The 25372-nt window shown below is 66.7% G+C and carries 25 protein-coding genes, 2 tRNA genes and 1 pseudogene; 21 read left to right on the top strand and 7 right to left on the bottom strand.

All coding sequences use genetic code 11. From position 1 onward, the window contains the following. From F6X38_RS11815 to F6X38_RS23900, 3 genes are all read left to right on the top strand, one after another. Positions 1-936 (top strand): zinc-binding alcohol dehydrogenase family protein (locus F6X38_RS11815; RefSeq protein WP_150970034.1); only part of this gene is annotated, 936 nt, incomplete at its 5' end. A 52-nt stretch (positions 937-988) separates the two neighbouring features. Then, positions 989-1399, top strand: coding sequence for a heme-binding protein (locus F6X38_RS11820; RefSeq protein WP_246191309.1), 411 nt, complete (start codon positions 989-991; stop codon positions 1397-1399). A 36-nt stretch (positions 1400-1435) separates the two neighbouring features. Beyond that, a complete protein-coding gene (locus tag F6X38_RS23900; protein WP_246191310.1) occupies positions 1436-1720 on the top strand; it encodes an ATP-binding protein in 285 nt (94 codons plus the stop codon). Positions 1721-1911: 191 nt separating this feature from the next. Here the strand turns inward: F6X38_RS23900 and F6X38_RS24290 are convergent. Continuing rightward, positions 1912-2352: pseudogene (locus F6X38_RS24290) on the bottom strand (DUF2924 domain-containing protein); the annotation flags it as partial. An 8-nt stretch (positions 2353-2360) separates the two neighbouring features. Continuing rightward, positions 2361-2741 (bottom strand): DUF3489 domain-containing protein, encoded by a 381-nt coding sequence (locus tag F6X38_RS11830; protein WP_150970036.1) that lies wholly within the window; start codon positions 2739-2741, stop codon positions 2361-2363. Between the two features lie 507 nt (positions 2742-3248). Between F6X38_RS11830 and F6X38_RS11835 the strand changes: the two genes are divergently transcribed. The 17 genes from F6X38_RS11835 to F6X38_RS11920 all read left to right on the top strand — a co-directional run bounded on the left by F6X38_RS11835 (position 3249) and on the right by F6X38_RS11920 (position 19238). Then, positions 3249-5045 carry a DUF6538 domain-containing protein gene (locus F6X38_RS11835; protein WP_150970037.1) on the top strand — a complete coding sequence of 599 codons (1797 nt, stop codon included), beginning with the start codon at positions 3249-3251 and terminating at the stop codon, positions 5043-5045. Between the two features lie 112 nt (positions 5046-5157). After that, positions 5158-6399 (top strand): phage portal protein, encoded by a 1242-nt coding sequence (locus F6X38_RS11840; RefSeq protein WP_150970038.1) that lies wholly within the window; start codon positions 5158-5160, stop codon positions 6397-6399. Then, positions 6396-6731, top strand: a complete 336-nt coding sequence (locus F6X38_RS11845) for a gene transfer agent family protein (RefSeq protein WP_150970039.1) — start codon at positions 6396-6398, stop codon at positions 6729-6731. Before F6X38_RS11840 ends, F6X38_RS11845 begins: the two co-directional genes overlap by 4 nt. After that, positions 6728-7087, top strand: a complete 360-nt coding sequence (locus F6X38_RS11850; RefSeq protein WP_150970040.1) for a hypothetical protein — start codon at positions 6728-6730, stop codon at positions 7085-7087. Before F6X38_RS11845 ends, F6X38_RS11850 begins: the two co-directional genes overlap by 4 nt. Then, entirely contained in the window at positions 7084-7593 is a 510-nt protein-coding gene (locus F6X38_RS11855) for an HK97 family phage prohead protease (protein WP_150970041.1), read from the top strand. The genes F6X38_RS11850 and F6X38_RS11855 overlap by 4 nt, the downstream gene beginning before the upstream one ends. A 23-nt stretch (positions 7594-7616) precedes the next feature. Beyond that, complete coding sequence (locus tag F6X38_RS11860; protein WP_150970042.1) at positions 7617-9269, top strand: phage major capsid protein; 1653 nt, start codon at positions 7617-7619, stop codon at positions 9267-9269. Positions 9270-9281: 12 nt separating this feature from the next. After that, positions 9282-9875, top strand: a complete 594-nt coding sequence (locus F6X38_RS11865) for a phage tail assembly chaperone (RefSeq protein WP_150970043.1) — start codon at positions 9282-9284, stop codon at positions 9873-9875. 333 nt (positions 9876-10208) lie between these two features. After that, positions 10209-10565: a phage tail protein gene (locus tag F6X38_RS11875; RefSeq protein ID WP_150970045.1), complete on the top strand. Its 357-nt coding sequence runs from the start codon at positions 10209-10211 to the stop codon at positions 10563-10565. Further along, the gene (locus F6X38_RS23380; RefSeq protein WP_161992730.1) at positions 10562-11332 is read left to right on the top strand and encodes a hypothetical protein; all 771 of its coding nucleotides are present in this window, start codon (positions 10562-10564) and stop codon (positions 11330-11332) included. The genes F6X38_RS11875 and F6X38_RS23380 overlap by 4 nt, the downstream gene beginning before the upstream one ends. Continuing rightward, positions 11329-11586, top strand: coding sequence for a head-tail connector protein (locus tag F6X38_RS23385; RefSeq protein WP_161992731.1), 258 nt, complete (start codon positions 11329-11331; stop codon positions 11584-11586). The genes F6X38_RS23380 and F6X38_RS23385 overlap by 4 nt, the downstream gene beginning before the upstream one ends. After that, positions 11586-11963: an HK97-gp10 family putative phage morphogenesis protein gene (locus F6X38_RS11890; RefSeq protein WP_150970048.1), complete on the top strand. Its 378-nt coding sequence runs from the start codon at positions 11586-11588 to the stop codon at positions 11961-11963. The genes F6X38_RS23385 and F6X38_RS11890 overlap by 1 nt, the downstream gene beginning before the upstream one ends. Beyond that, entirely contained in the window at positions 11960-12370 is a 411-nt protein-coding gene (gp17, locus tag F6X38_RS11895; protein ID WP_150970049.1) for a tail completion protein gp17, read from the top strand. The genes F6X38_RS11890 and gp17 overlap by 4 nt, the downstream gene beginning before the upstream one ends. Further along, complete coding sequence (locus F6X38_RS11900) at positions 12367-12681, top strand: phage head closure protein (RefSeq protein ID WP_150970050.1); 315 nt, start codon at positions 12367-12369, stop codon at positions 12679-12681. Before gp17 ends, F6X38_RS11900 begins: the two co-directional genes overlap by 4 nt. Beyond that, positions 12678-13082: a phage terminase small subunit P27 family gene (locus F6X38_RS11905; protein WP_150970051.1), complete on the top strand. Its 405-nt coding sequence runs from the start codon at positions 12678-12680 to the stop codon at positions 13080-13082. Before F6X38_RS11900 ends, F6X38_RS11905 begins: the two co-directional genes overlap by 4 nt. Continuing rightward, positions 13079-14707: a terminase large subunit gene (locus F6X38_RS11910; RefSeq protein WP_150970052.1), complete on the top strand. Its 1629-nt coding sequence runs from the start codon at positions 13079-13081 to the stop codon at positions 14705-14707. Before F6X38_RS11905 ends, F6X38_RS11910 begins: the two co-directional genes overlap by 4 nt. 7 nt (positions 14708-14714) lie before the next feature. After that, positions 14715-17240: a phage tail tape measure protein gene (locus F6X38_RS23690; RefSeq protein ID WP_150970053.1), complete on the top strand. Its 2526-nt coding sequence runs from the start codon at positions 14715-14717 to the stop codon at positions 17238-17240. A gap of 258 nt (positions 17241-17498) precedes the next feature. Beyond that, positions 17499-19238, top strand: coding sequence for a hypothetical protein (locus tag F6X38_RS11920; RefSeq protein WP_150970054.1), 1740 nt, complete (start codon positions 17499-17501; stop codon positions 19236-19238). A gap of 378 nt (positions 19239-19616) precedes the next feature. On the opposite strand, the gene F6X38_RS11925 is transcribed toward F6X38_RS11920, so the two are convergent. Further along, positions 19617-20126 (bottom strand): hypothetical protein, encoded by a 510-nt coding sequence (locus F6X38_RS11925; protein ID WP_150970055.1) that lies wholly within the window; start codon positions 20124-20126, stop codon positions 19617-19619. Positions 20127-20486: 360 nt separating this feature from the next. Then, positions 20487-20561, bottom strand: a tRNA-Gln gene (locus F6X38_RS11930). Between the two features lie 160 nt (positions 20562-20721). On the opposite strand from F6X38_RS11930, the gene F6X38_RS11935 reads away from it, so the two are divergent. After that, a tRNA-Pro gene (locus F6X38_RS11935) sits at positions 20722-20798 on the top strand. A gap of 719 nt (positions 20799-21517) precedes the next feature. On the opposite strand, the gene F6X38_RS11945 is transcribed toward F6X38_RS11935, so the two are convergent. The 3 genes from F6X38_RS11945 to F6X38_RS11955 form a co-directional block, all read right to left on the bottom strand. Continuing rightward, complete coding sequence (locus F6X38_RS11945) at positions 21518-23332, bottom strand: c-type cytochrome (RefSeq protein ID WP_161992732.1); 1815 nt, start codon at positions 23330-23332, stop codon at positions 21518-21520. Between the two features lie 191 nt (positions 23333-23523). Next, positions 23524-24054 (bottom strand): GNAT family acetyltransferase, encoded by a 531-nt coding sequence (locus tag F6X38_RS11950; protein WP_150970057.1) that lies wholly within the window; start codon positions 24052-24054, stop codon positions 23524-23526. Positions 24055-24349: 295 nt separating this feature from the next. Beyond that, positions 24350-25366: an NAD-dependent epimerase/dehydratase family protein gene (locus F6X38_RS11955; RefSeq protein ID WP_150970226.1), complete on the bottom strand. Its 1017-nt coding sequence runs from the start codon at positions 25364-25366 to the stop codon at positions 24350-24352. Positions 25367-25372: the final 6 nt, after the last annotated feature.

The raw sequence follows: 25372 nt of genomic DNA on the forward strand, positions 1-25372 counted from the left end.
GCGGCCGCCAGCCGGTTCGCGGTGTCGTCGAAGCTGAGCAGCATCGCCGCACGCCCGTCGCCGAACAGCCAAAGCTCCGCACGCACGGGCGAGGGCTGGCGGACCCTCGGCTGGGACGCTTCGGGCGTGGTCAGGGCCGTCGGGCCCGGGGTCACGTCCTTCCGACCCGGCGACGAGGTCTTCTACGCCGGCTCCATCGCACGCGACGGCACCAACTCCGAACTGCATCTGGTGGACGAGCGGATCGTCGGAGCGAAGCCGAAGAGCCTCGACTGGGCCGAGTCCGCGGCGCTGCCGCTGACGGCGATCACCGCCTGGGAAGCGCTGTTCGATCGGCTCGACGTCCGCAAGGCCGTGCCGGGAGCGGCCAATGCGCTCGTGATGATCGGCGGCGTGGGCGGCGTCGGTTCGATCGCGACTCAGCTTGCCCGGCAGCTTACCGATCTCGCGGTGATCGCCACCGCCTCGCGCCGCGAGACACAGGATTGGGCTCGCGGCATGGGCGCGCATCACGTGGTCGACCATAGCCAGCCGCTGTCGCACCAAATCGAGGAACTCGGTATCGGCGCGCCGGCCTTCGTGTTCTCGACGACCCATACCGACCGCCACTTCGGCGACATCGTCGAACTGATCGCGCCGCAGGGCCGCTTCGCCCTGATCGACGATCCAGCGACCCTCGACGCGATGCCCTTCAAGCGGAAGTCGGTGTCGCTCTATTGGGAACTGATGTTCAGCCGCCCGATCTTCAACACAGCGGACATCGGCGAACAGGGCCGGCTCCTGGCCGAGGTGGAGAGGCTCGTCGATGCCGGACAACTGCGGACCACGCTGACCGAGCGCCTGTCGCCGATCGACGCCGCCAACCTGAAGCGCGCGCACGCCATGATCGAGAGCGCTGCCACGCGCTGCAAGGTGGTCCTGGAAGGGTGGGGCTGAAGACCTCCTCCTTCCCACCCCCCGCTTTCTCAACCAGCCGGAAGTCCACACCATGAACACCCAGTCGACCGATGTCGCTGCCACTGCCACCGTCTCCAGGACGGCCTCGGACGCCCTTCTGAAAGCCGCGTTCGAAGCCGCGGCCGGTCTGGGCTTCGAGGCGGCCGTGGCCGTGGTCGATGCCGGCGGGGCGCTGAAGGGGTTCACGCGAAGCGACGGAGCCGTCTTCCTACCGCCGACGCGCGATCAACAAGGCGTGGACGGCAGGGTCCTACGGCTACCCGACCCACGTCTGGAACGACTATGTCGCCGACCCAAAGGTCGCGCCGCTCGCCAATTTGCCGCGCATGATGCCGGTCGACGGCGGCTACCCGCTCCTGCACAGGGCCGCCTGGTCGGTGGCATCAGCATTTCCGGCGGCATCTACCAGCAGGACCAGGACGCCGCCGTGGCGGCTCTGTAGGCGACCGGGTTCGAACTCCCGCAAGCGTAATCGAGCTTGGCAGTCCACCTGCCGCAGGCAGGCTCCGGCGACCGCAACGGTAGCCGCTGGGGCGCAGTCCGCTTCCGGCCCTGCATCCCGCCGGATAAACGCTCGCTCGTGCTCGAGCCCTTCTTCAAGCTTGACGCTTCGCGCGGACCGAGCACGCAAAAAGACTTCGACCTCGGACTGTCGATCGTGTCCGACATCGTCAAGGCGCATGACGGAACTCTCGAACTTTGCGATCGCGCCCCGCACGGCCTCGTCATCCGCCTTCGCCTGCCGCGCCTCGCCGCGAATTGACCGGAACCACGCGGCGACCGCACATGTCCATACTTCATACCGATCCGGGGCGCGCCACCATGCTTCCAGTTCGCAGATCCAGCCGAAATCAACCGATGATCCTGGTCGTGGAAGACGACCCCGTGATCGCCGCCATGATGGCTAAGACGCTGGAGGAAGCAGGCATGGCAGCCCATACCGCGGGGACCCGACCAGCGCGTGCCGGTGATGAGGCGGACGATCTCAGACAGCGATCGGTAGCTGACGCCACCATGGCGGTAGGTGCCGTCCGCCTGGCGCACGACCTCATAGGTCCGCCCCTCCCATTCGCCAAAGAAACGCGTTCCCGCCTTCACGCTGCGGCGTACCCGCAGCCGTGGCACTTTTTCAGCCGACCCCGACGCTGCATCCGCATCGCGCTCTGGCGGATTGGCCAGCCGCACCTCGGCGGCGGGCGACAGGCCGCCGTGTTCCCTCTCCTGCAGGCGGTAGGTAATCGCCTGGACCGGGATCTGCCGGCTCAGGTTGCGCGGGACTCCGCAGCGGTAGCAGATCCGCCACTCCCGGCGCATCTCGGCCATGGTAAGGGCCGGCAGGCTTTCTGGGTCGACGCGAAGCATCGCATCGACCTCGGTTGTTCTCGGATAAACCATGACGGCGATCAACCGACGTTGCCAGGGGCGGCCGGAGCGGACACGTCACCGCCATCGGACGCAGTGTCCGCCGGCGCGGTGCCGCCCTCGATCCGGTAGCGCCGCACGCCGTCGGACCCGAGCTCGGCGGCAAGCGCGAACTGCAGGCGTTTGCGCATCGTGCCGGAAAGGAAGCCGCGCAGCGAGGGCGCCTGCCGGCCGGTTGCCGCCTGCAACTCCGGCAAGGAGGCGCTGCGCTTCCGGCGCAGGAGCTTCAGCACCGTCGCCGACTTCGAGGGGCCGCGCTCGGCTACGACCTTGGTGGTGGAAGCCGCCGCATCGTTGCTGGCGACGCCCGGCTCGAGCGGCTGGGATGGAACGGCGGCGATCTTGCAGGCGAGGGCGTTCATGGCGGGGCTCCGGCGCCGCTACCGACGCAAGCCCAGCAGCTGCCAGGCCGTGGCGCCGCCCCTGTCAGGCCTCCACACCGCACGATGCAGCAATGCTTGCAACGGCCGGGATGCCGAGGGGGATCACATGGCAACCCAGAGCTGAGCAGCTGTGCCGGCTCCCGCCGCACCGCATCATTGCCGATGCGAGACCACATCACGCCATGCTGGCAAAACCGTCAGCCGAAGAACTGCATCGCTAGCTCGGCCCGTTGGGCCGCAAAACCGCGCCCCCGAGACGGCAGAGAATCCAGCCCGAACTCCGCTAAGCCGCGGACGCGACGACATGTTCTCCGGAAGTCAGCGAATAAGCCCATATTCGGCCGACTGCGTGCCTGGGGCGCCAGGAACATAATCCCGTCGAAATCAAGGCTTTGAAATCTTAGAACCTATTGCTTTTTCTCGCCTTTCCCGAACATAACTGTTCCGGTCGAGTGTTCCGGTTTGGTGTGACGGGCGGGCGTGGGAATGTCGAAGATCAGCTATCTCGAGCGACGGGACGGCACCTATTATTTCCGCGTCGACGTGCCCCTCGATCTCGTCGCGCACTACGGCACGACGACGAAGAAGAAGTCGCTCAGGACGAAGGACGAGGCCGAGGCCAAGCGGCGCCTCTGGCCGATGGTTCAGGCTTGGCAAGCCGAATGCGACGACGTGCGGTCCCGGCGCACGATCACCACCGCCGACATGGCGGACGCCACGTGGCGGCACTACAGCGGCACCCTCGACCGCGACGAAGACGCCCGACGCCGACGCCCGGGCCGAGACGAGATCGACCAAGCGATCGCCACCGTGCGCGCCCGGGTCGAGCGCGGCGAGATCGCCAGCGCCGATCCGCTCGAGATCCTCGACGCGACCCTAGAGGTTCAAGTGATGCAGAAGGCGGGCGAGCTCGACGCCGAGCTCCGACGCGCGAAGCTCGCGGATCTCCGCAAGCACCTTCCGCTCGGCGAGACGGCACTCGTCGCGCATGAAGTCGACGCCTACGTCGAGGACCACAAGCTCCTCGTCGAGCGCAAGGGCGGCCAGTGGAACGAGATTGCGCGCCGCATGATGCGCGCCGAGATCGAGGGCCTTGAGCGGACCCTCGAACGCGACCGGGGCGACTACGGCGAGGCGCCGCGCGACCCGATCGTGAAGCCGGCCGCCGGCGGCTCGCGTGAGCGCGCCGAGCCTGGCGAGGGCATCATGGAGCTGTTCGAGATCTACGCCCGCGAGAACCCGAAAGGCATCGCCACCGATACGCTGAACCAGGCGCGTCGGGACGTTGGCACGTTCGCCGAAACGCTCGGCCGCTCGGCGCCGGCCCGCCGGATCGACAAGCGCGCCGTGCGCGAGTGGAAGGCGCTCCTCGTGCGCGCGCCTGTGAAGTGGCAGGAGACGAAAGCCTTCGCCGGTATGACGCTCGCTCAAGCTGTCCGGGCAAACGACGCGATCGGCAAGCCCGTCATCACCGCCCGCACCGTCAACCGCTACCTCGCCGGTCTCGGTTCATTCGCGGCATGGCTCGTCGCGCACGGCTACCTCGAGGCCAATCCCGTCGAGGGAATGTCGCTGGCGAAGAAGAAGGAGCGGTCGACGTTCCCCTTCAACACCGACCAGCTCGCGACCCTGTTCGCCTCCCCGCTGTTCACTGGATGCCGAAGCGGCGACTCATGGAGCGCCGTCGCGAAGCCGGGCAACGTCATGGTGCGCGACCACCGCTTTTGGGTGCCGCTCATCATGTTGTTCAGCGGCGCCCGCCCAGGCGAGATCGCGCAGCTCGCCCTCGCCGACGTGCGCGAACAGCATGGTCATTGGATCTTGCACATCACCACCGAAGGCGACGGCGACAAGCAGGTGAAAACCAGCGGCAGCATGCGCGTCGTGCCGATCCATTCCGAACTCATCCGGCTCGGCCTCCTCGATCACCATGCCCGCATGAAGGCCGAAGGCCATGACCGCCTGTTCCCCGAAGCGAAGCGCAACTCGCGCGGCCAGATGATCGCCGAGTTCTCGAAGTCGTTCGGCCCCTACCTGACGAAGCTCGGCCTCAAGGATGGCCGCGGCTTCTCGGCCTACTCCTTCCGCCACGGCGCCGCCGACGCTCTCAGGCGGGCGGGCTTCCTCGACGAACAGTTCGGTTTCATCTTGGGACACACCAAGGCGACCATGACCGGGCGCTACGGCATGCTTCCCGAAGGTATGCTCAAGCAGCGCGTCGAGCTCGTGGAAGCGATTGCCTACCCAGGTTTGACGCTCGATCACCTTGCAGTTCAAAAATAATCGTCAGGGAACTGTCAAACGACTAAGAAAATCGTGGTAAGTCATTTATGATCTATTGCTCGTTAGATTCCCCCATAAGACAATATATCCAATTTAGAAACTTGGATTTCTCGTGGATTTCTCCAGCATCAAGGCATCGGTCGCGCGTATGTTCTCGCCCGTCGAGACAAAGAGCGCCGTTGTGCCCTACGATGCTTGGGGCCTCGAAGGTTTCCTCACGCCGACGACGATCTCCAGCGTCGTCGTGTCCTCGCAGTCGGCCATGCGCGTCCCGGCCGTTGCTTTGGCCGTCAACCTCATCGCCTCGTCGATCGGCTCGCTACCGGCCCGCATCGTGCGCAGCGACTCCGGCTCGAAGGAGATCCTCGTCGACCACCCGGCGTTCGGCCTTATCGCCCGCGCCGCGAACGATCGGCTTTCGGCCGGCAAGCTCCGCGAGCGCCTCGCGATGGACGCCCTCCTCCACGGGAACGGCTTCGCCTTCGCCAACCGCGTCGACGGCCGTGTCGTCGAGATCCTGCGGCTCGAGCCGTCCGCGATCGGCATCCAGATCGAGCCGACCACCGGCGAAGTGCTCTACCGGCTGAACGCCGCCGGCGGCCGCATCCTCGACCCGCGCGACGTGATCCACATTCCGGCGCCCGTCAGCTTCGACGGCGTGACCGGCGTTTCTCCGATCCAGCTCGCCCGCGAGGCCATTGCGCTCGCGATCACGATGGAAGCCCGCGCCGCCAAGCTGTTCGGCGTCTCGGCTCGCCCCTCTGGCGTGATCGAGTTCGCCGACAAGATGGGCGAGGAAGATCTCAAGCGGATCGGCACCGGCTGGCGCGCGGCGCACGAGGGCGGCGGCAACGCCGGGAAGACCGCGCTCCTGCACGGCGGCGGCAAGTTCACGCCCTTCACCTTTTCCAGCGTCGACGCGCAGTTCCTTGAGATGCGCCGCGAGCAGATTGTCGAGATCGCCCGGGCCTTCGGCGTCCCGGCAACCATGCTGTTCGAGCTGTCGAACGGCACCTTTGCCAACACCGAGCAGCAGGGCCGCCAGTTCGTCACCTTCACGCTGGCGCCCTGGCTCTCGACCTTCGCCGGCGAGCTCGGCCGCGCCCTTCTCGGCGACGAGGACGGCGCCTCGATCGAGTTCGACACCGACGCCCTCGTCGCCGTCGACACGGCTGCCAGGACCGACCGGATCGCCAAGCTCCGGGCCGCCGGCGTGATGACCGCGAACGACGCGCGCCGCGAGCTAGGCCTTCCGGCGCATGCGGATGGCGACCGGCTCGACAGCCCCTTCACCACGGCCGGCAATGCCGCGCCTTCGACCACCGAAACCAAAAAGGAACAGGCCGCCGCATGATCCCGCATCGCGCCTTCTTCGGCAATGCCGAACACGACTTCCGCCTCGAGCTCCCGCAGATCCTCGAGCTCGAGCGCAGCCGCGACGCCGGTATCGGCGAGCTCTCACGGCGCGTCATGGGTTCGAGCTACCGGCTCGCCGACCTCACCGAAACCCTTCGCCTGGCGCTCGTCGGCGGCGGCCTCGATCCGCAGGAAGCCGCGGCGCTCGTCACCGCCTACCTGCCGATGCAGCCGCTCGAGAAGACCCTCACCATCGCCGTCGACGTGCTGACCGAGCTCTACTTTGGCGCGCAGCTCCCGGCCGACGACGTTGCGGGAGAATTCGCATGAGGGTCGCGCGCTTCACCAATTTCGCGACCGTCGAGCATTTCCAGATGACCGGCCCGGGCGCCACGCCCGGCGTAAAGCTGTCCGACTATGCTTTTACGCAGATCACCGGCCCCGAGACGAGCTTCACTTGGCGCTTGGAGCGTTCGACCCTCAATCCGGAAACCGACGCGCCGAACTGGGTGCCGTGGTCTGCGCCTGATCATGGCTCTGACGAAAACGGCGTATTCACGAAAAACCTCTCGGACCCCGGCGCCGGATTTGGTGTGCGGGAACCAGCCGTCGCGTGGTGGCGCGTCGTCATCCTCACGATGACCGGCGCGTCGGCGCTCGTCTCGATCAGCGGCGGCGGCGCATGACGCAGGCCCTCGAGTTCAAGGCCGCGGTCTCGGCCGACGACGCCGGCGAAATTACCGGCCTCGCCTGGCCGTTCGGCACCCCGGATCGCGTCGGCGACATGATCGAGAAGGGCGCCTTTGCCGACGCCGCGCTCCCGGTCCCGATGCTGTTCGGTCACAACCCGAACGACCCCGTTGGCGTCTGGACGCACGTCCAGGAAACCGCCGAGGGCCTGGCCGTGAAAGGCCGCCTTCTCGTCGACGACGTGCCGCGCGCCCGTGAAGTGCGCGCCCTCGTCGCCGCCGGCACGCTCGGCGGCCTCTCGATCGGCTTCTCGACCAAGAAGGCGGCGCCCCGCGTCAGCAACGGCCGCACCGTCGGCCGCACGATTTCGAGCCTCGAGCTCGTCGAGATCTCGCTCGTCACCATCCCGGCCCATCCCGGCGCCCGCGTGACGAGCGCGAAGAATGCCGCCCGCGCCTTTGCGCTCGCGGACCTCCTGAACAGGGCCGCGGCCCGCCTCTAATCGAAAAGGATCATAGGACCAGCATGCACTTCAATCAGAAGGCGTTCGACAACGCCATCGAACTCAAGAGCGCCGAAGGCGACGAGGCCGACGCCCTCGTGCTCAAGGGCCTCGAGGAAATCGAGAAGAAGCTCGCCGACCGTATCGCGGCGGTCGAAACCAAGTCGGCCGACCAGCTCGCCAAGCTCACCGCGAAGCTGAACCGTCCGGCGATCATCACCGGCGAGGCCGTCGAGGCGTCGATCGAAACCAAGGCGTTCGACGCCTACCTTCGCCGCGGCCAGCCGGCGATGACGGCCGACGAGCTCAAGAGCATGACGGTCGCGAACGACGCTTCCGGCGGCTACCTGGCGCCCGAAGCCCTCGCCGCGTCGATCCTTACCAAGCTCGTCGAGTTCTCGCCGATCCGCGCCTACGCGTCCGTGATGACGATCGGCGCCGAGTCCGTGAAGTTCCCGCGCCAGACCGCCAGCGTGGCGGCCACCTGGGTCGACGAGACGGCCGACCGCACCGGCTCCCAGCCGGCGTTCGAGCAGGTCGCGATCAAGCCCTTCGAGCTGGCGACGTTCACGGACCTCTCGACGCAGTTGCTCGAGGACAACGCCTACAACCTCGAAGGCTTCCTCGCCACCGACTTCGCCAAGAGCTTCGGCAAGACCGAGGGCCTCGCCTTCGTGAAGGGCACGGGCGCCGTGAATTTCCAGCCGACCGGCCTGATGACCGCGGCGGGCATCGCCGAAGTGAAGACCGGCGTTGCGGACAGCTTCCCGACCGTGAACCCGATCGACGTGTTGATCGGCATGTTCCACGCCCTGCCGTCCGCCTACGCGCGCGCCGGCGTCTGGGTCATGAACAACAAGACGCTCGGCGAGCTGCGGAAATGGAAGGACGGCAACGGCTATCCCTTCATCCTCGACGTCGTGAACGGCGGCGGGACGCAGCTTCTCGGCCGTCCGATCGTCGAGGCGCCCGACATGGACGACGTCGGCGCCGGCAAGTCCCCGATCCTGTTCGGCGACCTCGCCGGCTACCGGATCGTCGATCGCGTCGGCCTCGCGACGCTCCGCGACCCCTTCACGCTCGCCGGTAAGGGCCAGGTCCGCATCCACGCGCGCAAAGCGTGTCGGCGCCGACGTGCTCGACCCTGCGGGCTTCGTGAAGCTCAAGGTCGCAGCGTAAGGGAGGGCGGCACCGTGGCAAACGAGAACATCACCACCTCCACCGACACGCTCGTCTATGTGGCGGGCGAGTCGACCGCCAAGAGCAAGACCGAGTTCGAGGCCCTGACGTGGACCCTCGTCGGCTCGATCGCCGACATTGGCAACTTCGGCGACACCCGCGAGGAAGTCGCCGTCGAGCTCTACGGCTCCGGTCGCCGCATCAAGCGCGCCGGCGTCCGCGATGCCGGCAAGCTCAGCTTGAAGGTGGCGCGCGACAGCTTCGACGCCGGCCAGGCGCTCATCCGCGCCGGCTTCGAGGGTGGCAAGCCGAACGCCTTCAAGGTCGTTCTGCCCGACCGGCCGACCGGCACGAACGGCAAGCCGACGACGATCTACGTCTCCGGCGTGATCCTCTCGAACGAGCTCGAGTTCGGCGGCCCGAACAACATCATCATGCAGAACCTCGAGATCAGCTTGACCGACAAGCCCCTCGAGATCGCGGCATCGCTGACGTAAGGGCCTCGCACCGTGTCGCGGCTCGCAGCACCGATCCGGCTCAAAGTCGGCAAGGAAACGGCCGTCCTGCGGCCGACGATGCGGGCCGCGTTCGCCCTCGTCGACGAGTTCGGCAGCCTCTCGCCGGTCTTTCGCGGGATCGGCGAGGGCAACCTCTCGACGATCGGCCGCGTCCTCGTCGAATGCGGCTTCACCGGCTCGCTCTCCGACTTGCTGTTCGTCTCCGATCAATCCCTGGCGGCATGCCTTGTCGTGCTCCAGCCGATCGCATTCGAGCTAGTCGGCGGCCTTCTCGGCGCCGATCCTGACGCGAAGGACGAACCCCGGCCGGCAGATCCGAACTCGAAGCCCGCGGCGCCGATCGCGTTCTACGAGTCCCTGTTCGCCTTCGCGACCGGCATCCTGCGATGGACGCCCGACGCGACATGGAACGCCACCCCGGGCGAGATCATCGTCGCGATGGAGTTCCGCACCGAGGCGCACGCCTCGCCCGACGACCGTAAGAAACGCGACCAGGAGAAGACCCGGGCCGCGCTCCCGATCGCCGACCGGACCCGCATGGCGTTCGAGGCGCTCGGCGGCACCAGGCGCGACGATGCCGACTAAGCCGCCCCGCGTCTGCGGATGCGGCCACCGCGTCCCGTCGACGACGCGTTGCCCGTGCCAGGTCAAAGCCGACCATGCGCGGAAAGCGCGGCACGACGAGAAGCGTCCGTCAGCTAACGCACGCGGCTACGGCTCGAAGTGGCAGGCCGCCCGCGTCGAATACCTCCGCGCGAACCCGCGTTACGCCCGCTGCGGCGCACCCGCGACCGTCGTGCATCACGTCACCCCGCACCGCGGCGACCAGAAATTGTTCTGGCGCCGCTCGAACTGGCAACCCGCCTGCAAACCCTGTCACGACGGCCCGCTCCAGGCGGTCGAGAAGAAGCCGACCGCATGACCCTTCCCACCTTCGACCCGGCCGTCGAGCCAACTGTAGGCATCACCGACACGCCCGAGATCAAGATCCTTAAAGCGGACTTCGGCGACGGCTACACTCAAGCCACCGCGGCCGGCCTCAACCACATTCGCAACGTGCGCGAAATGACCTGGGACGCTCTATACAAGTCCGAGCGCGATCCGATCATCGCCTTCTTCCGCGAGCGCGGCGGCTACCAGCCGTTTTGGTTCAAGCTCGACGACGAGGCCAGCCCGACCCGCTACACGTGCGAGAAGTGGTCCGAGGAACGGATCTCCGGCGGCTTCTTCAAGATCTCGGCGACGTTCCGCCAGTGTTTCACCCTGGCGGTATGACGATGACGCCCCAGGAGATCGACGCCTTCGAGTTCAAGCAGGAAAGCAGTCGCGCCCTTGAGCGCGCCCTCGCCTATGCCGCGCAGAAGCGCGCCGAGGACCGCGCCAGGGTGCTCGCTTTCCAGCCGCGGGAACCCCTCAAATTCATTCCCCGCACCGAACGGCCCGCCAACACCTTGCCGCCGACCGGGCGACAGGCGTTCGGCCGGTGGCAGTCGACGCAGGCATGGGCCGACGAGTTCGGCGTGAAGCTCTCGACGTTGCGGATGCGGATGGGCCGCGGCCTGACGCTCGAGGAAGCCCTCCAGTTCCGGCGGAATGAAACGTCGGATCGGCCGACGACGCAGCGTCCCGAGCGCAGGCCCTACGGCCGCCGCTACGACTTCAATGGCTGTTCGTTGTCGATCACCGGATGGGCCGCCAAGGTTGGCATCCCAGCGCGCACGATCCGCGGCCGCCTCGACCGTGGCTACAGCATTGAGGACGCCCTCAACGCCGAGCTCTCCGGCGAGCTGAACCCGAAAGCCGCCAAGCTGCACACAGCGTTCGGCCAGACCATGCCGATCAAAGAGTGGGCCAAGCTCGCCGGCGTCAGTTCCCGTATCCTTCATGGTCGCCTCGACCGTGGCATGACCCTCGAGGCGGCGATCGGCTCGGCCTTCGCACCGACGCAGGCCCCGGGGGAGAGTCGAAGCTCGGCCCTTGGCGCCCTGACCGGCGAGTCTCCCTCGAAACAAGAGCTCCCCGAATTGGGATTTTTTCAGTGACCGACCTTTCCGCCCTCAAGCTCCACCTTCGACTCGACGCCGACGACACGTCCGAGGACACCCTTCTCGAGGCCAAGCTCGCGGCCGCGACCGCGATGGCGCGCGCCTACACCGGCACGAGCCGCACCGGCCCCGTGCGCGACGAGGCGATCCTCAAGATCGCGGCCGAGCTCTATGAGAACCGCGAGGCCGACGCCGCGCCCGTCGAGGCGCTCCGGCTTCTCGACCCGTTCCGCAACTGGACGTTCGGCTAATGGCGCGCAGCTCCGACCAGCTCGCCCGCCTGAACGCCCGGTTCGCCGCCGTGTCGCGCGCCGCGCGGGACGCCGTGAAGCCGTCGCTCGACCAGGGAGCCGACCAGCTCGTCGCGGCCGCCCGTCACCTTGTCCCGACCGACGACGGCACGTTGAAGGACTCGATCCGCGTCGAGGCCGGCGAGCACGAGCTCGAGCTCCTCGTCGTCGCCGGCGGCGGCCCCGCGTTCTACGCCGTTCACGTCGAGCACGGCACCACGCAGGCGGCCGCGCAACCCTTCTTTTTCCCGGCCTGGCGCCTCAACAAGAAGCAGATCCAGGCCCGGATTAAGCGGGCGATCGGCAAGGCCGTGCGCGACACGTGGGGGAAGGCATGATCGAGCCTTCCCTCGAGCTCCAGCGCGCGATCCGCGCCCGCCTCGTCGCCACCCCGGCCGTGGTCGCGCTCGTCGACCAGGCGCAGATCCGCGACGGCTTCGTGCGCCCCGAAAGCTTCCCGTCGATCCTCATCGGCGACGGCCAGACCGTGCTCGAGCGCGTCACCTACGCTCGCCGGCACGTGCGGACCTACGCCGACTTGCACGTGTTCACGCACGGCGAAGGCCTCGCCGGCGCTAAGACCGTGGCGGCCGCCGTCGCCGGCGCCTTGGCGACCGCTCCGGCGATCGACGGCTTCCGCATGATCGACTTCGAGATCTCCGGCGTCCGCTACTTGCGCGACCCCGACCACGAGGCGGGACACGCCGTCGTGTCCGTCGAAGCCCTCGTCGAGGCCGTGCAATGAAGGCCGGCAACCTCGACCGCCGCGTCAGGATCGAACGCGAGCTCGAGCTCGTCGACGCCTACGGCACGACCTCCCGCACGTCCTCGCCCGTCGTGACGGTATGGGCGCAGCTCATCACCGCGTCGACCGACGAGATCCTCGCCGGCAACGTCGAGGCCTCGAGCACCGTCGTCGTGTTCCGCATCCGCTGGCGCGACGACGTGCGCCTCGACGATCACGTGATCTACAACGGCCAGTCGTTCAACATCGTCGGCATGAAGGAGCTCGGCCGCCGCGACGGCCTCGAGCTCCGCGTCGAGGCGAAGCCGTGAAGGGTCGCAAGCCCGACCAGATCTCGGCCGGCTCGCACGTGCTGACGCACGTGCCGAAGCCGCCGGCGTGGTTGTCGAAGGACGCGAAGGCCGAATGGAAGCGCGTCGCGCCCGTGCTCGTCGAGCGCGGCGTCCTGACGACCGCGGATCTCGCCACGCTCGAGGGCTACGCCACGGCGATCGGCCGCGTCCGCGAGGCCGAGGCGACGATCCGGCGCGAGGGCGCCACCTACATCGCCGCGTCCGGCCCGAAGCGTCACCCGGCCGTCACGACCCAGGACGCCGCCCTCAAGACGGCCCGCCTGTTCGCCGCCGAGCTCGGCCTCACGCCCTACGCGCGCAGCCGCACCGGCATGCAGGCGCCGGCGCTCGACGACGAGCCGAACCCGCTCGACCTATGACGAGCTCGGCCTTCCCTTCGTGGATACACGACAAGTCCGAGATCGCCGACCCGTTCGGCTACGGCGAGCGCGCCGTGCGGTTCCTCCGGCTCCTCAAGCACCCCAAGAGCTCGGCGCCCGGCCGCGCCTTCACGCTCGACCCGTGGCAGGAGCGGATCGTCCGGCGGATCTACGGCCCGCGCCACCCGAACGGCGACCGGATCGTCAAGACCGTCGTGCTTCTTCTACCCCGAGGCAACCGTAAGTCGAGCTTGGCGGCCGCGCTGGCGCTCCTGCATACGATCGGCCCCGAGCGCGTCCCGGGCGGCGAGGCGATCTTCGCCGCCGGCGACCGCACCCAGGCCGGGATCGGCTTCCGCGAGGCGGCCAACATCGTCCGCGAGGACCGACGCCTCACGGCCGCCACGACGATCTACGACGCGCACAACAGCGCCAAGAAGATCGTGCTCGAGCGCGACGGGACGTTCCTCGAGATCGTCTCGAGCGACGGCAAGCGCCAGCACGGCCGCACCCCGGGCTTTGTGCTCGCCGACGAGATCCACATCTGGCAGGGCGGCGAGCTCTATGAAGCCCTCACCACCGGCCTCGAGAAGACCGACAATGGCCTCCTCGTGATCGCGACCACCGCCGGCAAAGGTCAGGAGAACATCGCCTGGCGCGTCATCGAGGACGCCCGCAAGGTCGCGCGCGGCGAAGTCGACGACGCCTCGATCCTGCCGATCCTGTTCGAGGCCGACCGGGACGCCGATTGGCAGGATGAAGCCCTTTGGCACCGCGTCAACCCAGGCCTGGCGCACGGCTACCCGAGCCTCGACGGCATGCGGCGCCATGCCAAGCGCGCCGAGCGCAGCCCGACCGAGCGCGACAGCTTCCGCCAGCTCAAGCTCAATATCTGGCTCGACAACTCGACGAGCCCCTTCGTCGACATGGCCGTCTATGATCGCGGCCAGGCGCCGATCGACCTCGAGGCGCTCCGCGGCGCCCCGTGCTGGCTCGGCGTCGACATGTCGACCACCACCGACCTCACCGCCGTCGTCGCCGCGTTCCACGACCCGGACGATCCCGATGGCTTCCTCGTGCTCCCGCACTTCTTTTGCCCGGGCGACCAGCTCCGCGCCCGCGGCGAGCGCGACGGCGTTCCCTATCCGCTTTGGGCCGAACAGGGCTTCCTCATCCCGACGCCTGGCGAGGCGATCGACTACCGCGCCGTCGAGGCGAAGATCCGCGAGCTCGCCGAGATCTACGACGTGCGGGAAATGAATTTCGACATCGCATATTCCCAGCCTGTCACGGCGCCGCTTTTGGATGACGGCTTCCCCGTCGCGACCATGCGCCAAGGCTGGGTCACGCAGTCGCCGGCCTTGAACGTGCTCGAGCGCGCGATCGTCGCCGGCAAGTTCCGCCACGGCGGCCACCCCGTTCTCAAATGGTGCTTCGGGAACGTCGCGATCCACACCGACAGCGCCGGAAACCGGACCATGCACAAGGGCAAGTCGACCGACCGGATCGACGGCGCCGTGGCGACATGGATGGCCGTCGCCCGTGCGGCCGCGAACGACACCCCGACCTCGATCTACTCGTCGGCCGAACGGTCCGGCGACCTCACCGACCTCGCATTCTTCTAGGACACCGATGGCCCGCACCGACGAACAGGAACTCGCGATCCGCCTCGAGGCGAAGATCAAGGACTTCGAGCGCAACATGGACCGCGCCGCGAAGACCGCGGCGAAGTCGTTCAACCGCATGGAACAGGATGCCGCGAAGTCGGCGGCCAAGCTCGAGTCGTCGTTCGCCAAGGTCGGCGAGCGGATCGGCTCCAGCTTGAAGGGCGGCCTCGCCGGCGTCGCCGCGATCGGCTTCGGCGGCGCCGTGGCGGCCGCCCGCGAGCTCGCCAAGTCCGTCGCCGAGATCGGCGACCAGGCGAAGCGCGCCGGCCTCTCGACCAAGGCGTTTCAGGAGTTGTCCTTCGTCGCGACGCAGACCCGCATCCCTGTCGACGCGATCGTCGACGGTATGAAGGAGCTCTCCCTCCGCGCCGACGAGTATCTGATGACCGGCTCCGGCTCGGCCGCCGAGTCGTTCAAGCGCCTCGGCTTCACGGCCGCGGAGCTACGCGACAAGCTGAAAGATCCGTCCGCCCTGTTCACCGAGATCATCGGGAAGATGGAGAAGCTGAACCGGGCCTCCCGCATCCGTATCGCCGACGAGATCTTCGGCGGCGAAGGTGGCGAGCGGTTCGTCGAGCTCGTCGACCGCGGCTCGGCGAACATCAAGCAGATGATCCGCGACGCCAACGATCTCGGCCTCGTGCTCGACGACAAGATGATCGCCAAGGCCGACGAGATCGACAAGAAGTTCAACCTCTTGGCGACGACGGTTTCGACCCGGCTCAAGGGCGCGATCATCAGCGCCGTTGAAGAACTCGCCCGCTTCATCGACACCTTCAACAAGGTGCAGGACCAGCGCCGCGCCACGCTCCTCGAGAACCGCGAGCTCGCCGTCCGCCAGCGCGACGCCGCGCAGAAGTCGATCGGCCGCTACGGCGGCCTTTTCGACACGCCCGCACAGCGCCAGGTCGCGCAGTCGCAGAAGGAGATCGACAAGATCGACGCCGCCTTGGCGCAGCTCGGCGATCAGACCGGCGACGCCGGCGGGAAGATCGACCGGCTCGGCCAGGCGGCAGACACCGCCGCCGGCACGCTTAGCACCCTGGCGACCGCGGGAAGCGGCCGCATCGCCGAGAAGGGCGATCTCCGCTCCCTCGATCGCTACAACGCCGGCTTGACGCGCGACGTGGCGAAGAAGGGCATGCTCGACCTCATCGGGCACACCGAGGGCACCGACAAGGGCCGCGGCTACAACGAAACGCTCGGCTACGGCCTCCTGACCGGCGGCGATCGGAACCTCGTCGGCATGAGCTTGAAGGAAATCCGCGACCTCCAGCGTTCCATGCTGGCGAACCCGAAGAACAAGTGGAACAGCTCGGCGCTCGGCCGTTACCAGATCACCGGCCAGACCCTCGACCGCCTCATGAAGGAGCTGAACCTCAAGGGCGACGAGCTGTTCAGTCCCGAGATGCAGGATCGGCTTGCTCAACAGCTCCTCCGGCGTCGTGGCAACGATCTCGGCGGCCTCCGCAAGGAATGGACCTCGCTCGCCAACGTGCCCGACGACACGATCAACACGGCGCTCAACGTGACGCAGCCGACCATGCCGGGACGCGACGAGAACACCCAGGTGGCGATCGACAAGAAGGACGAGCTCGCCAAGAGCTATCAGGAGATCGTCGCCAGCTCGACGGAATACGTCGCCGCGCAGAACAACGAGGCCGCGACCGTTGGGAAGTCCGCTCTCCAGGCGGCCACCATGCGGCACGAGCTCGACCTTTTGAACCAGGCGTCGGCCGCCGGCCTGACGCTCACACCGCAGATGCGCGACCAGTTCCACGAGCTCGCCCGCGGCATGGCCGAGTCCGAAGTCGCCGCGCAGCGCCTCGCCGAGTCCCAGGAACAGGCGCAGCGCACGGCCGAACAGTTCCGCGGCATCGCCCGGGACGCGACCTCGAGCCTCGTCAAGGATCTCCTCGCGGGCAAGGATGCCGGCGAGGCTTTCGCTTCCGTGCTCGGCAACATCGCCGACCAGCTTATCGACATGGCCGTCGACCAGTTGTTCACCAACGCCTTCAAGGGCGCCACGGGCGGCGGCGCCGGCGGCGGGCTCGGCTTCATCGGCACCATCGGGAAGTTTCTCGGCTTCGCCGAGGGCGGCCACGTCCACGGCCCGGGCACTGGCACGAGCGACAGCATCCCGGCCCGCCTCAGCAACGGCGAGTTCGTCGTGAACGCGAAGGCGACGAGCAAGCACCGCGCCCTCCTCGAGGCGATCAACGGCGGCGCCAGAATGCCGGCTTTCGCCGCGGGCGGCCTCGTGACGCCGCGCCCGGTCTCGGCCCCGAACCTCGCCGTCGGCGTCGCGGGCTCGTCGCCGATCAACATCGCGTCGAGCGTCACCGTGAACGCCAACGGCGGCACCCCGGCACAGAACGACGAGCTCGCGAAGAAGACGGCGCGCGCCGTCAACGACCAAATGCGCGCCGTTGTGCAGTCCGAGCTGCAACGCGCCATGTCGCCAGGGGGAATTTTCAGAAACGGAAGGTAAGCAGGCAAAAAAAGGGCGACGGTAAGAAGGCAACCGTCGCCCATAGCACACAGAAAAGCTACCCCTGCTAGGATAACTGCCCGCCATTATAGCGGATTGATCGCGATTTGAGAAAGAAATCGTCGACCAGCCCGAAAATAATTTGGATGCGGTTCGGGTCTCGATCGTCTATACTGGAGCTAAGCACACAGCACGAAAAAACGACGGCGGGCCGACGAGTCCGACCGCGCTCCCGTTTCCCCTGCCTGTGTGACTTTGATGGACTTCCCCTCCCCAACCATTCCGATCACTGGCGCCACCGCGCGCCAGCTCGCCGAGCTCGACGAGTTCCTCGACCAGTTCGTCGCCGCGCCCGAAAATGGCAAAACGCCGAACGGCGCTCCGCTCCCGAATGCACCCTCGCGGACCCCTGAAACTCAGGCGGCGCAGGGCTTCCCGGCCTCCCGATCGGCGCCGAAAAAGGACCCTCTGAACGCCGCGCCTGTATGTAAGGCCGCTCCCCTTTCCCCTTCCCCTCTCAGCACCACGAGAAAGACCAGGCAGGAGCCGCTCACCAAGAAGGTGAAGGCCAAGCGGGAGAACGAAGCGAGGCGCGAGTTCGTCGAGGCCGCACGGTTCAAGCACGGGACCCGCGCCGGCGGCGATCTCCTATCCGATGCTCCGGAACGCCGCTCCCTGCCCCGCTGGCGCGATCTCGGCGTCGAGGGTCGCGCACTGGCCGCGCACGACTTCCTCGCGTCCCAGGGCACGTTCTATCCGTTCTCCCTCGAGCTCGACGCCGCAACCCGTGCCGCCGCACGGGCGGCTCCGTCCTTCGCTGCCCACATGCGCGACCGGATCACCCGCGAGCTCTCCATCCGGTTCCCGGGCCGCGAGATCCCGTTCGCCTTTGTCGTCGAGATCCGCACCGCCAGCGGGAAGGACCGCGAGCACCTGCACGGCCTCGCCGGCTTCGAGCTCCACGAGGCCGAGCTTGTCGAGGCCGCCCTCCGCGCTGCCGGCGGCCTGAACTGGAAGCAGAAGCGCCGCGGCGACCGCCAGGTTGATTTCTCCCGGTTCCGCACCCCGGATGAAGGCTGGCTCCCGGGCTACGCCTCGAAGTCGGCCAGCTACACCCAGCGCAAGATCAAGGGCGGCATCATCGCCGCCACCAAGAAGGTGAACGACGGCGCCAAGGCTATGTTCGAGGCTTGGCGGGAGAACGAGATCTCGAAGATCCAGCACCGTCCCGCAGCAATAATCGATAATTCATTTATGACTTACTGCCCTGAACCTTTCGCAACCGCCAACAACTCACTGGATACAACTTCGGTTCCGCGAGATAATTTGCGAGTAAATGCTTCGCGAGGGGAAAGCGACAGTGCCGAAGATCATGACCCGGAACGACTTTTGGACCGCGATCGAGACGATCGTGGCCGCCGCGACCACGAACATGCCGGATCACGCGCTCGTCGTGGACCGGGAGCGCGTAGCGGCCGCCGTGATGCTCGGCCTCGACGTGGACCTCGAAGACTTGAACGACCTCGAAACCCTCTCCCTGGCCGCCTGACGATTCCAATCGCATCCGGCTTCGTCGCCGCTATAGCGACATTGCACACCATACAGAAGGAACAGCCGGTTATGGCTTACCACTACCTCGACGCCCTCGATTACGGGACGCTTGTTTCGAACCTCGTGGATCACGGCGCGACCGACGCCGCGGCAGTTGTCGAAACTCTCGGACGGCATGGCATCCTCCCGAAGGCAGTCGAGCCGCTTATCACGGGACGGGCGCCGATGGCGTCTTTCGACCGTATCCAGTTGGTCGAAGAAAAGCCGACGCCGCGGTGGATCGACACTTTCGAGGACCAGCTCCCGGCGATCCGCCAGGCTCTCTACGATCTTGTAGACGAGTTTCGCGATCGGAACCCTTCGAGCGCCACGCATGTCGCAAAGCCGAACGACGGCGAACGCTGGCTTCACGACCAGATGACGAGGGCCGCGGCGAACCTGCGGTAGTCGTCAACTCGCCACACCGGCTTGCATCATTTGCAAGTCCATACGGCTCGTCAATTCGATGCGCCTGACGATGCGCTGCACATACTTCTTGCGTGATTACAGCAGGTGATTATAATAAACTCGGCACACCGGGCTTGCATCCAGTGTGCCGCGTCATGTGTGCGACTGTGCGGGTTGCTACCCTGGTGGAGGGGGTAACTACGTCCTTATGGAAGGGACGACGCTGTCGCGAGCTGCCGAATGGACGGGTGGACCTTGGTAAGACGCCCGTCCGCTCGGTGTTCCTTTGTAATGCGCTCGACCACCCGGCGCAACATTCACAATCCGTTTCCCCTATAGTTCCTCGAATTTTAGCGAATCGGCTCGAACCGCTCGCGGTCAACCAAAAGCGTTGTTGATCTCCTTACGGAGTTCGGCCTCGTGCTCTTCGAGTTCCTCACCCGCAGCCGCCTCGCCTTCCGCCGGCTTGTCGGCAAGCCGCCAAATCATTCCCTCGCGAACTAGCCGATTTTCACCACGCAACCGGCTCAGTTGCGGGCTAAGGCTTGTGCGAGGATACTCGAACCCGAACCGATCGTTGATCGCGTCGAGGATCTCCAGCGCCGTCAATCCCTCGGGATGCCCCTCCAAAATCTCGACCGCAGCCTCTTTGATCGTCCGAACCGACGCGACCTTCCCGGACCGCTTCGCTGCGTTGACGACCGCCTCCTCCTCGCTCGCTTGATCGTTTCGGGCGAGGAAAATATGGGCGAGGCCTGACGCCTTCGCAGCGGACGAAAGCTGGCGGCGCTCCTCATCCAGCTTATCGAGTTGCGCATTCAGGATCGACGCCTCGTTCTCGATTTCGCGGCGGCGTTTAGTCAAGAAGTCTGCGAGCGTTTCAGCCATTCAATCCCTGTAGTCCAAAGCAAGAACCAACGCAAGCCTCGACAACGCAGCTTTCGAGATGGCGACGGAGTCATGGTTAAGGACTCGTAACTCACCAACTGGTTCCATTCGGTCGGAGGATTGGCCGACTCCCTTGAAACGAGCGACCTAGACGCAAGCCGGGGTATCGATCTCGATTCGAAATGCAGCCGTGACCAGGCTCGTGAAGTCCGCTTCCGTCGTGAGTTGCGAACCCTATGGCCCCCAAGGTCCTTAAGCAGGCGACACAACGAATCGAGCCGGATCTCCACGACGGACAACTGTTCCGGTCGTCTGTTCCGGCCAAACCATAACTATTTGTTTTTTTGATGAAATCTCTGTTGGCTGGGGCGCCAGGATTCGAACCTGGGAATGGCGGTACCAAAAACCGCTGCCTTACCGCTTGGCGACGCCCCAACATATCCGGGTGGACGGGGCGTTCTATAGCGATTGCGGTTTGCGCGCGCAACGCGTCGTCGCAGCAGCCGGCGATGCTGCGCGCAGCGGTGCAATGGTGCGGCGGAAACCGGCTTGCGAGCGGCGCTGCCGCCCGCTATAAGGCCGCCACCGCAGAAGGCGGAGTGTAGCGCAGTCTGGTAGCGCACCTCGTTCGGGACGAGGGGGTCGCAGGTTCAAATCCTGCCACTCCGACCAACCAATCACTTGGTCCTGCTGGCATTGGTGAGATGTCGTAAGCGACCACGAAGTCGGCGGCGACTGTCAATACCCAACGTTGGAAACCTTGGTCGATCCCGTTGGAATCGCGGTTGGGATGTTGGCGAGCGGGCGTTTGAATGCTTCGGCCATCGCGTGGAACGCTTACCGCGGTTCCGGTCTCGGTGGTCGCGTCAGCGCGTCGAACAGCATGCAAATCTTGGCGGTGAGCCCGCCCAGTGCCTGATCCTTGACCCTTTTAAGAGGCGGCCCGCGGGTGGACGCGAACGATCTTGCTGTCATCGGATACTGGTTGTTCCTGCCAGCGCTAATCGCCTCGAACACACGTTCCCGCACCCCGGTAGGGCACCAGCAGCTGAAGCGTCGGGGCAACGTCTTCCACCGGCCATAGCGCTCCCGCAGATAGCACCGATGCACACCCTGACCGCAGCACCCACAAACATCCGTTCAGAAACAACCGGTTGTTCGATCCCGTCCGGCCCGGATCCCCCGCTTTGCCTGGCCGCAACGGCGCGATTCGAACCCATAAACCTCGCTCAACTCATACCGCCTGGCTGCCATCACCAACTTGGTGCTCCCGCACAGAACTGGATGAATCAGCCCTGAGCCTGCCTGAAAAGCCTGAATGTCGATCCGGCTTGGGTGTGCCCTGCGCGACGAAACGATGATCCTCCCTTCTGCGAACGCGGGTCTCGCGCTCAGTTCGCCTCCGTCTGCTTGCTGAACGGCCGGCCGGCGGCGAAATAGGCAGCGAGATCGGCTCGTTCGGTCTCCGTCAGGTTGCGCGCGATCGCGGGCATCGGGTTGAGCAGGCTGAGCTGACTGGCCTGCGGACCGGCGAAATAGTCGAGCTTCTTGCGAAGGTACTCGGCATTCTGGCCGTCGAGGCGCGGGATCAGAGGGAGGGCCGCCGTCATGCCTGCCTCGTGGCAAGTCAGGCAACCGGGCAGCTTGCGGTCCGGGATACCGTCATGCGCGATCGCCTCGCCGCGCTCCGGCGTGCCCACCACCGGCGATAGCCGGGCCGGCCGCGGCGGCAGGCCACCGACATAGGCAGCGAGCGCCTCGATCTCGTCGTCATCGAGGTCCTGCGCAACGAGGTGCATCCGCGTGTTCTGCCGCTCGTTGCTTCGATAGGCGCGCAGCGCCGAGGCCACGTAGCGGGGAAGCTGCAGCGTGAGATTGGGAATGTCGCCCGCTTCGTCGCCAAGCGCCGCCGGCGTGTGGCAGCGCGCGCAGATCGCGCCGAACATCTGCTCGCCCTTCGCCGGATCCCCGCCGATGGCGGATCGCGCAGCCAGGGATGGCGAAGTCGCCGCCCCTGCCGGCGGCTGCGACGCGTAGTGGACGGCGAGGGCTTCGATGTCGGCGTCCGTCAGGTGGCCGGCGACGGCCGGCATCGGGTTCCAGAAGCGGGTCGAGCCGCGATTGCGGTCGCGCATGGCCGTGAGCTGGCGTCGGAGGAAGACGGCCGACTGGCCTTCGAGCCGCGGCGCACCGATCCTCGCGCGGACCTCGCCTTCGTGGCACGTCGCGCAGGCGGGCAGCGCAACGGTGGACAAACCTTCGGTCGCGATCTTCCGCCCACGCGCCTCGACTTCCGGATTTGCAGGCACAGTCCCGGATGACTTGTCCGGCAGAGCGGCATACCAGTCGGCGAGCGCGGCGATCTGGTGGTCGGAGAGCTGCGCGGCGATCGGCTGCATGTAGCCGCTCCGCCGGCCGCCCGTCGCATAGGCTTCCAGCGACGCGCGAATGTATTCCGGGTCCTGGATGACGAGGTTGGGTGCCTCACCGCCGGCGATCATGCCGGTGCCGTCCGCGCCGTGGCAACGGCCGCACAACGCCAGCGGGTTCGCCATGGCGGTGCGGTCGCCAAAGCCCAGCGCGGGCACGGCGTAGAGATATTCGTTCGGCGCCTGGTAGGGAACGTTGCGGGCGGTGTCGGCGGGCCGCAACGCGTCGGGGGCGGAGAACGGCGGCACGGCGGACGGGATCCCGGGATCGGCCTCCGGCGGCGCCGTCAGTGCGAGATATTCCGCCGCGGTCATCGTCGGCAGTTTGCGCACGAAGGCGACGGTCGACCAGACCTCGTCGTCGCGAGTCTTCGTCGACCATGCCGGCATGGCACTGAACTTGACGCCGTGCTGCAGGATCCAGAACAGTTCGGCGTCCGAGAACTGGCCGACCACCGACGGTAGGCTCTGGGGTCGCGGCTCCATCGATAAGGCGAGCGGCGATTGGCCGATCCCGGGACCGCCGTGACAGTTCGAGCAGACGAGGTGGAACTGCTGCGCGCCGAGGCGGATGCGAGCCGCCGAATCCAGGTCGTCCGGCGGGACGATGCTGCTCGCTCGGACGCCGACGCTCTGCCCGAAGGCGAAATGCAGCACGCGATAGGTCAGCCAGCTATGCGGTTTGTCGGCTGCCACGTCGACACCGCCGGCGCCGACGAACAGCAGCGCGATCACGCCGACCACGGCGCCGACGGATAGCAGCGACCTGATCGCCACCCAACGGTCGTGCCGATCAGAACCGAGAAGCCTCATGCCCGCTCTCACGTAAGCGCCACGAAATACTCACCAGTCCTTTGCGAGATAGAGTTTCGACGCGCATGAGAAAGATCGCGGCATCGGGCGAGCGGCGGAACTCCCTCGAGGCCGCCGTTCACCCGGTCGTGCTTTCGGGCATGACGCCGAAGCGATCAGTTCGATCTGTCCGTCAGTGACGACGCGCCTTCGCTGTCCGACCCTGCTTTGCCGTCCTCGTCCGGCGGATCCGCGGCTTGCCTTTCGGCGCTGACGGACAGGCGCTGGTAGACGCCGAGACCGACGAGCAGAAGAACGCCGACGAACAGGAGGAACGTCGGGTAGAGCATCTGCGGCGCGCTTTCCTTGCCGGCTTCGAACACCGTGACGATGGATTCCAAGAGAACCGCGATGACGATCGTCGAGATGAACTTCGTCAGGCTGCGCCGTGCTTCGCCGGGATTGCGCATCTCGCGGCCGCGGATCGCCTCCTCCTCGAGCAGGTACTTGCCGACGTCGAAGACGGCGATGGCGATCACCGTATAGCTGACCGCCTCGAGCAGGGCGTCACCCACGTCCCGATCGCGAAAGCCGACGCTCCCCCATACGCCCCCCACCGCATAGACGATCAGCCCGAGCGCGAAGCCCATCAGCACGAGGGCCGCGATCGCGAAAGCCGTACGGGTCAGGAACTCGAAGGCGCGCATGGCGATGGGGCTCGATTGCAGACCGGACGCCAGACTGTCCGATTCGCCCGGCCCGGCATAGCCGCGTCACCGACCGTGCGGCTCCGTTCGGATCGCTTCCGAGTGCGATGGTCGCCGGAAAGACCGGGGCGGACCCAGACCGAGAGAACGGGACGAGATCGTCGCATCGGCTTCCATACGCTCGAAAAGCGCCGCCTGCACCGTCTCCAGACATCGAGACCGAAGCTGTCGCAGTTCGGCTGTGTCCTGGGCAAGGACCGGGCCGTTCCAGCAAGGCGTATCCAACGGCGGTTCGCTAGCGCAGGCTGGCTTGCGCCTCCCGGTACCAGTCGACGAACGCCTTGATGCCCGTTTCGAGGTTCGTCGCCGGGCGGTAGCCCGTCAGGGCTTCGAGGAGGTCGGGGCTGGCGAAGGTGCGCGGCACGTCGCCGTCCTGCATCGGCAGCATCCGGCGCCTTGCCTTCCGTCCGAGAGCCCGTTCGACCGCATCGACGAGTTCGAGCAGGCCGACCGGCTGCCCTCCGCCGATGTTCACCACGCGGTACGGTCCCTGATGCGACAGGGTGTCGAGCTCGTTGCCTGCTCCCACCCGGTTCGCTTCGTCCGGCGGCAGGGCGGCAAGGCGCAGGATGCCCTCCACTAGGTCGTCCACGTAGGTGAAGTCGCGGCTCATCCGCCCTTCGCCGTAGATCTCGATCTCCTCGTCGGCGAGGATCGCGCGCACGAACTTGAACAGCGCCATGTCCGGTCGGCCCCACGGTCCATAGACGGTGAAGAAGCGGAAGGCCGTCGTCGGCACACGGTAGAGATGCGCGGTGGAATGAGCCATCAGTTCGCAGGCGCGCTTCGTCGCGGCATAGATGGTCAGCGGCTCGTCGGCCTTGTCGATCTCGCGAAACGGCACGGTCGGGTTCGCGCCGTAGACCGAGGAGGTCGAGGCGAGGAGCAGGTGCCGCGGCCGAAGCTCGCGGACGATCTCCAGAAGGTTGAACGTGCCGACGACGTTCGACTCCACGTAGGAGCGCGGATTCTCGAGACTGTAGCGCACTCCGGCCTGCGCGGCGAGGTGGATGACGATGTCGGGCTTGGCTTCCGCCATCGAGCGGCGGAGCGCCGCCTGATCCTCCAGGAGGGCGATCGTCGGCGCGAAGCGCGGAAACTGCGCCAGCGCGGCGTGCCGCGCTTCCTTGAGGCGGACATCGTAATAGGAGGTCAGCCCATCGAAACCGGCGACGTCGTGCCCTTCCTCCAGGAGGCGACGGGCGAGATGGAAACCGACGAAACCCGCCGTCCCGGTGATGTAGTAGCGCATCGTCAC

Source organism: Plantimonas leprariae (assembly GCF_008802405.1).
Classification (GTDB): Bacteria; Pseudomonadota; Alphaproteobacteria; order Rhizobiales; family Rhizobiaceae; genus Plantimonas; species Plantimonas leprariae.

Bases quoted from the DNA above. Each gene is read 5' to 3' on its own strand.
- F6X38_RS11845 (WP_150970039.1), top strand. From the start codon at position 6,396: ATGATCCCGCATCGCGCCTTCTTCGGCAATGCCGAACACGACTTCCGC.
- F6X38_RS11900 (WP_150970050.1), top strand. From the start codon at position 12,367: ATGAAGGCCGGCAACCTCGACCGCCGCGTCAGGATCGAACGCGAGCTC.
- gp17 (WP_150970049.1), top strand. From the start codon at position 11,960: ATGATCGAGCCTTCCCTCGAGCTCCAGCGCGCGATCCGCGCCCGCCTC.
- F6X38_RS11925 (WP_150970055.1), bottom strand. From the start codon at position 20,126: ATGGCTGAAACGCTCGCAGACTTCTTGACTAAACGCCGCCGCGAAATC.
- F6X38_RS23380 (WP_161992730.1), top strand. From the start codon at position 10,562: ATGACGATGACGCCCCAGGAGATCGACGCCTTCGAGTTCAAGCAGGAA.
- F6X38_RS11855 (WP_150970041.1), top strand. From the start codon at position 7,084: ATGACGCAGGCCCTCGAGTTCAAGGCCGCGGTCTCGGCCGACGACGCC.
- F6X38_RS11830 (WP_150970036.1), bottom strand. From the start codon at position 2,741: ATGAACGCCCTCGCCTGCAAGATCGCCGCCGTTCCATCCCAGCCGCTC.
- F6X38_RS11850 (WP_150970040.1), top strand. From the start codon at position 6,728: ATGAGGGTCGCGCGCTTCACCAATTTCGCGACCGTCGAGCATTTCCAG.
- F6X38_RS23690 (WP_150970053.1), top strand. From the start codon at position 14,715: ATGGCCCGCACCGACGAACAGGAACTCGCGATCCGCCTCGAGGCGAAG.
- F6X38_RS11835 (WP_150970037.1), top strand. From the start codon at position 3,249: ATGTCGAAGATCAGCTATCTCGAGCGACGGGACGGCACCTATTATTTC.
- F6X38_RS11955 (WP_150970226.1), bottom strand. From the start codon at position 25,366: ATGCGCTACTACATCACCGGGACGGCGGGTTTCGTCGGTTTCCATCTC.
- F6X38_RS11875 (WP_150970045.1), top strand. From the start codon at position 10,209: ATGACCCTTCCCACCTTCGACCCGGCCGTCGAGCCAACTGTAGGCATC.
- F6X38_RS11910 (WP_150970052.1), top strand. From the start codon at position 13,079: ATGACGAGCTCGGCCTTCCCTTCGTGGATACACGACAAGTCCGAGATC.
- F6X38_RS11890 (WP_150970048.1), top strand. From the start codon at position 11,586: ATGGCGCGCAGCTCCGACCAGCTCGCCCGCCTGAACGCCCGGTTCGCC.
- F6X38_RS11820 (WP_246191309.1), top strand. From the start codon at position 989: ATGAACACCCAGTCGACCGATGTCGCTGCCACTGCCACCGTCTCCAGG.
- F6X38_RS11860 (WP_150970042.1), top strand. From the start codon at position 7,617: ATGCACTTCAATCAGAAGGCGTTCGACAACGCCATCGAACTCAAGAGC.
- F6X38_RS11950 (WP_150970057.1), bottom strand. From the start codon at position 24,054: ATGCGCGCCTTCGAGTTCCTGACCCGTACGGCTTTCGCGATCGCGGCC.
- F6X38_RS11920 (WP_150970054.1), top strand. From the start codon at position 17,499: ATGGACTTCCCCTCCCCAACCATTCCGATCACTGGCGCCACCGCGCGC.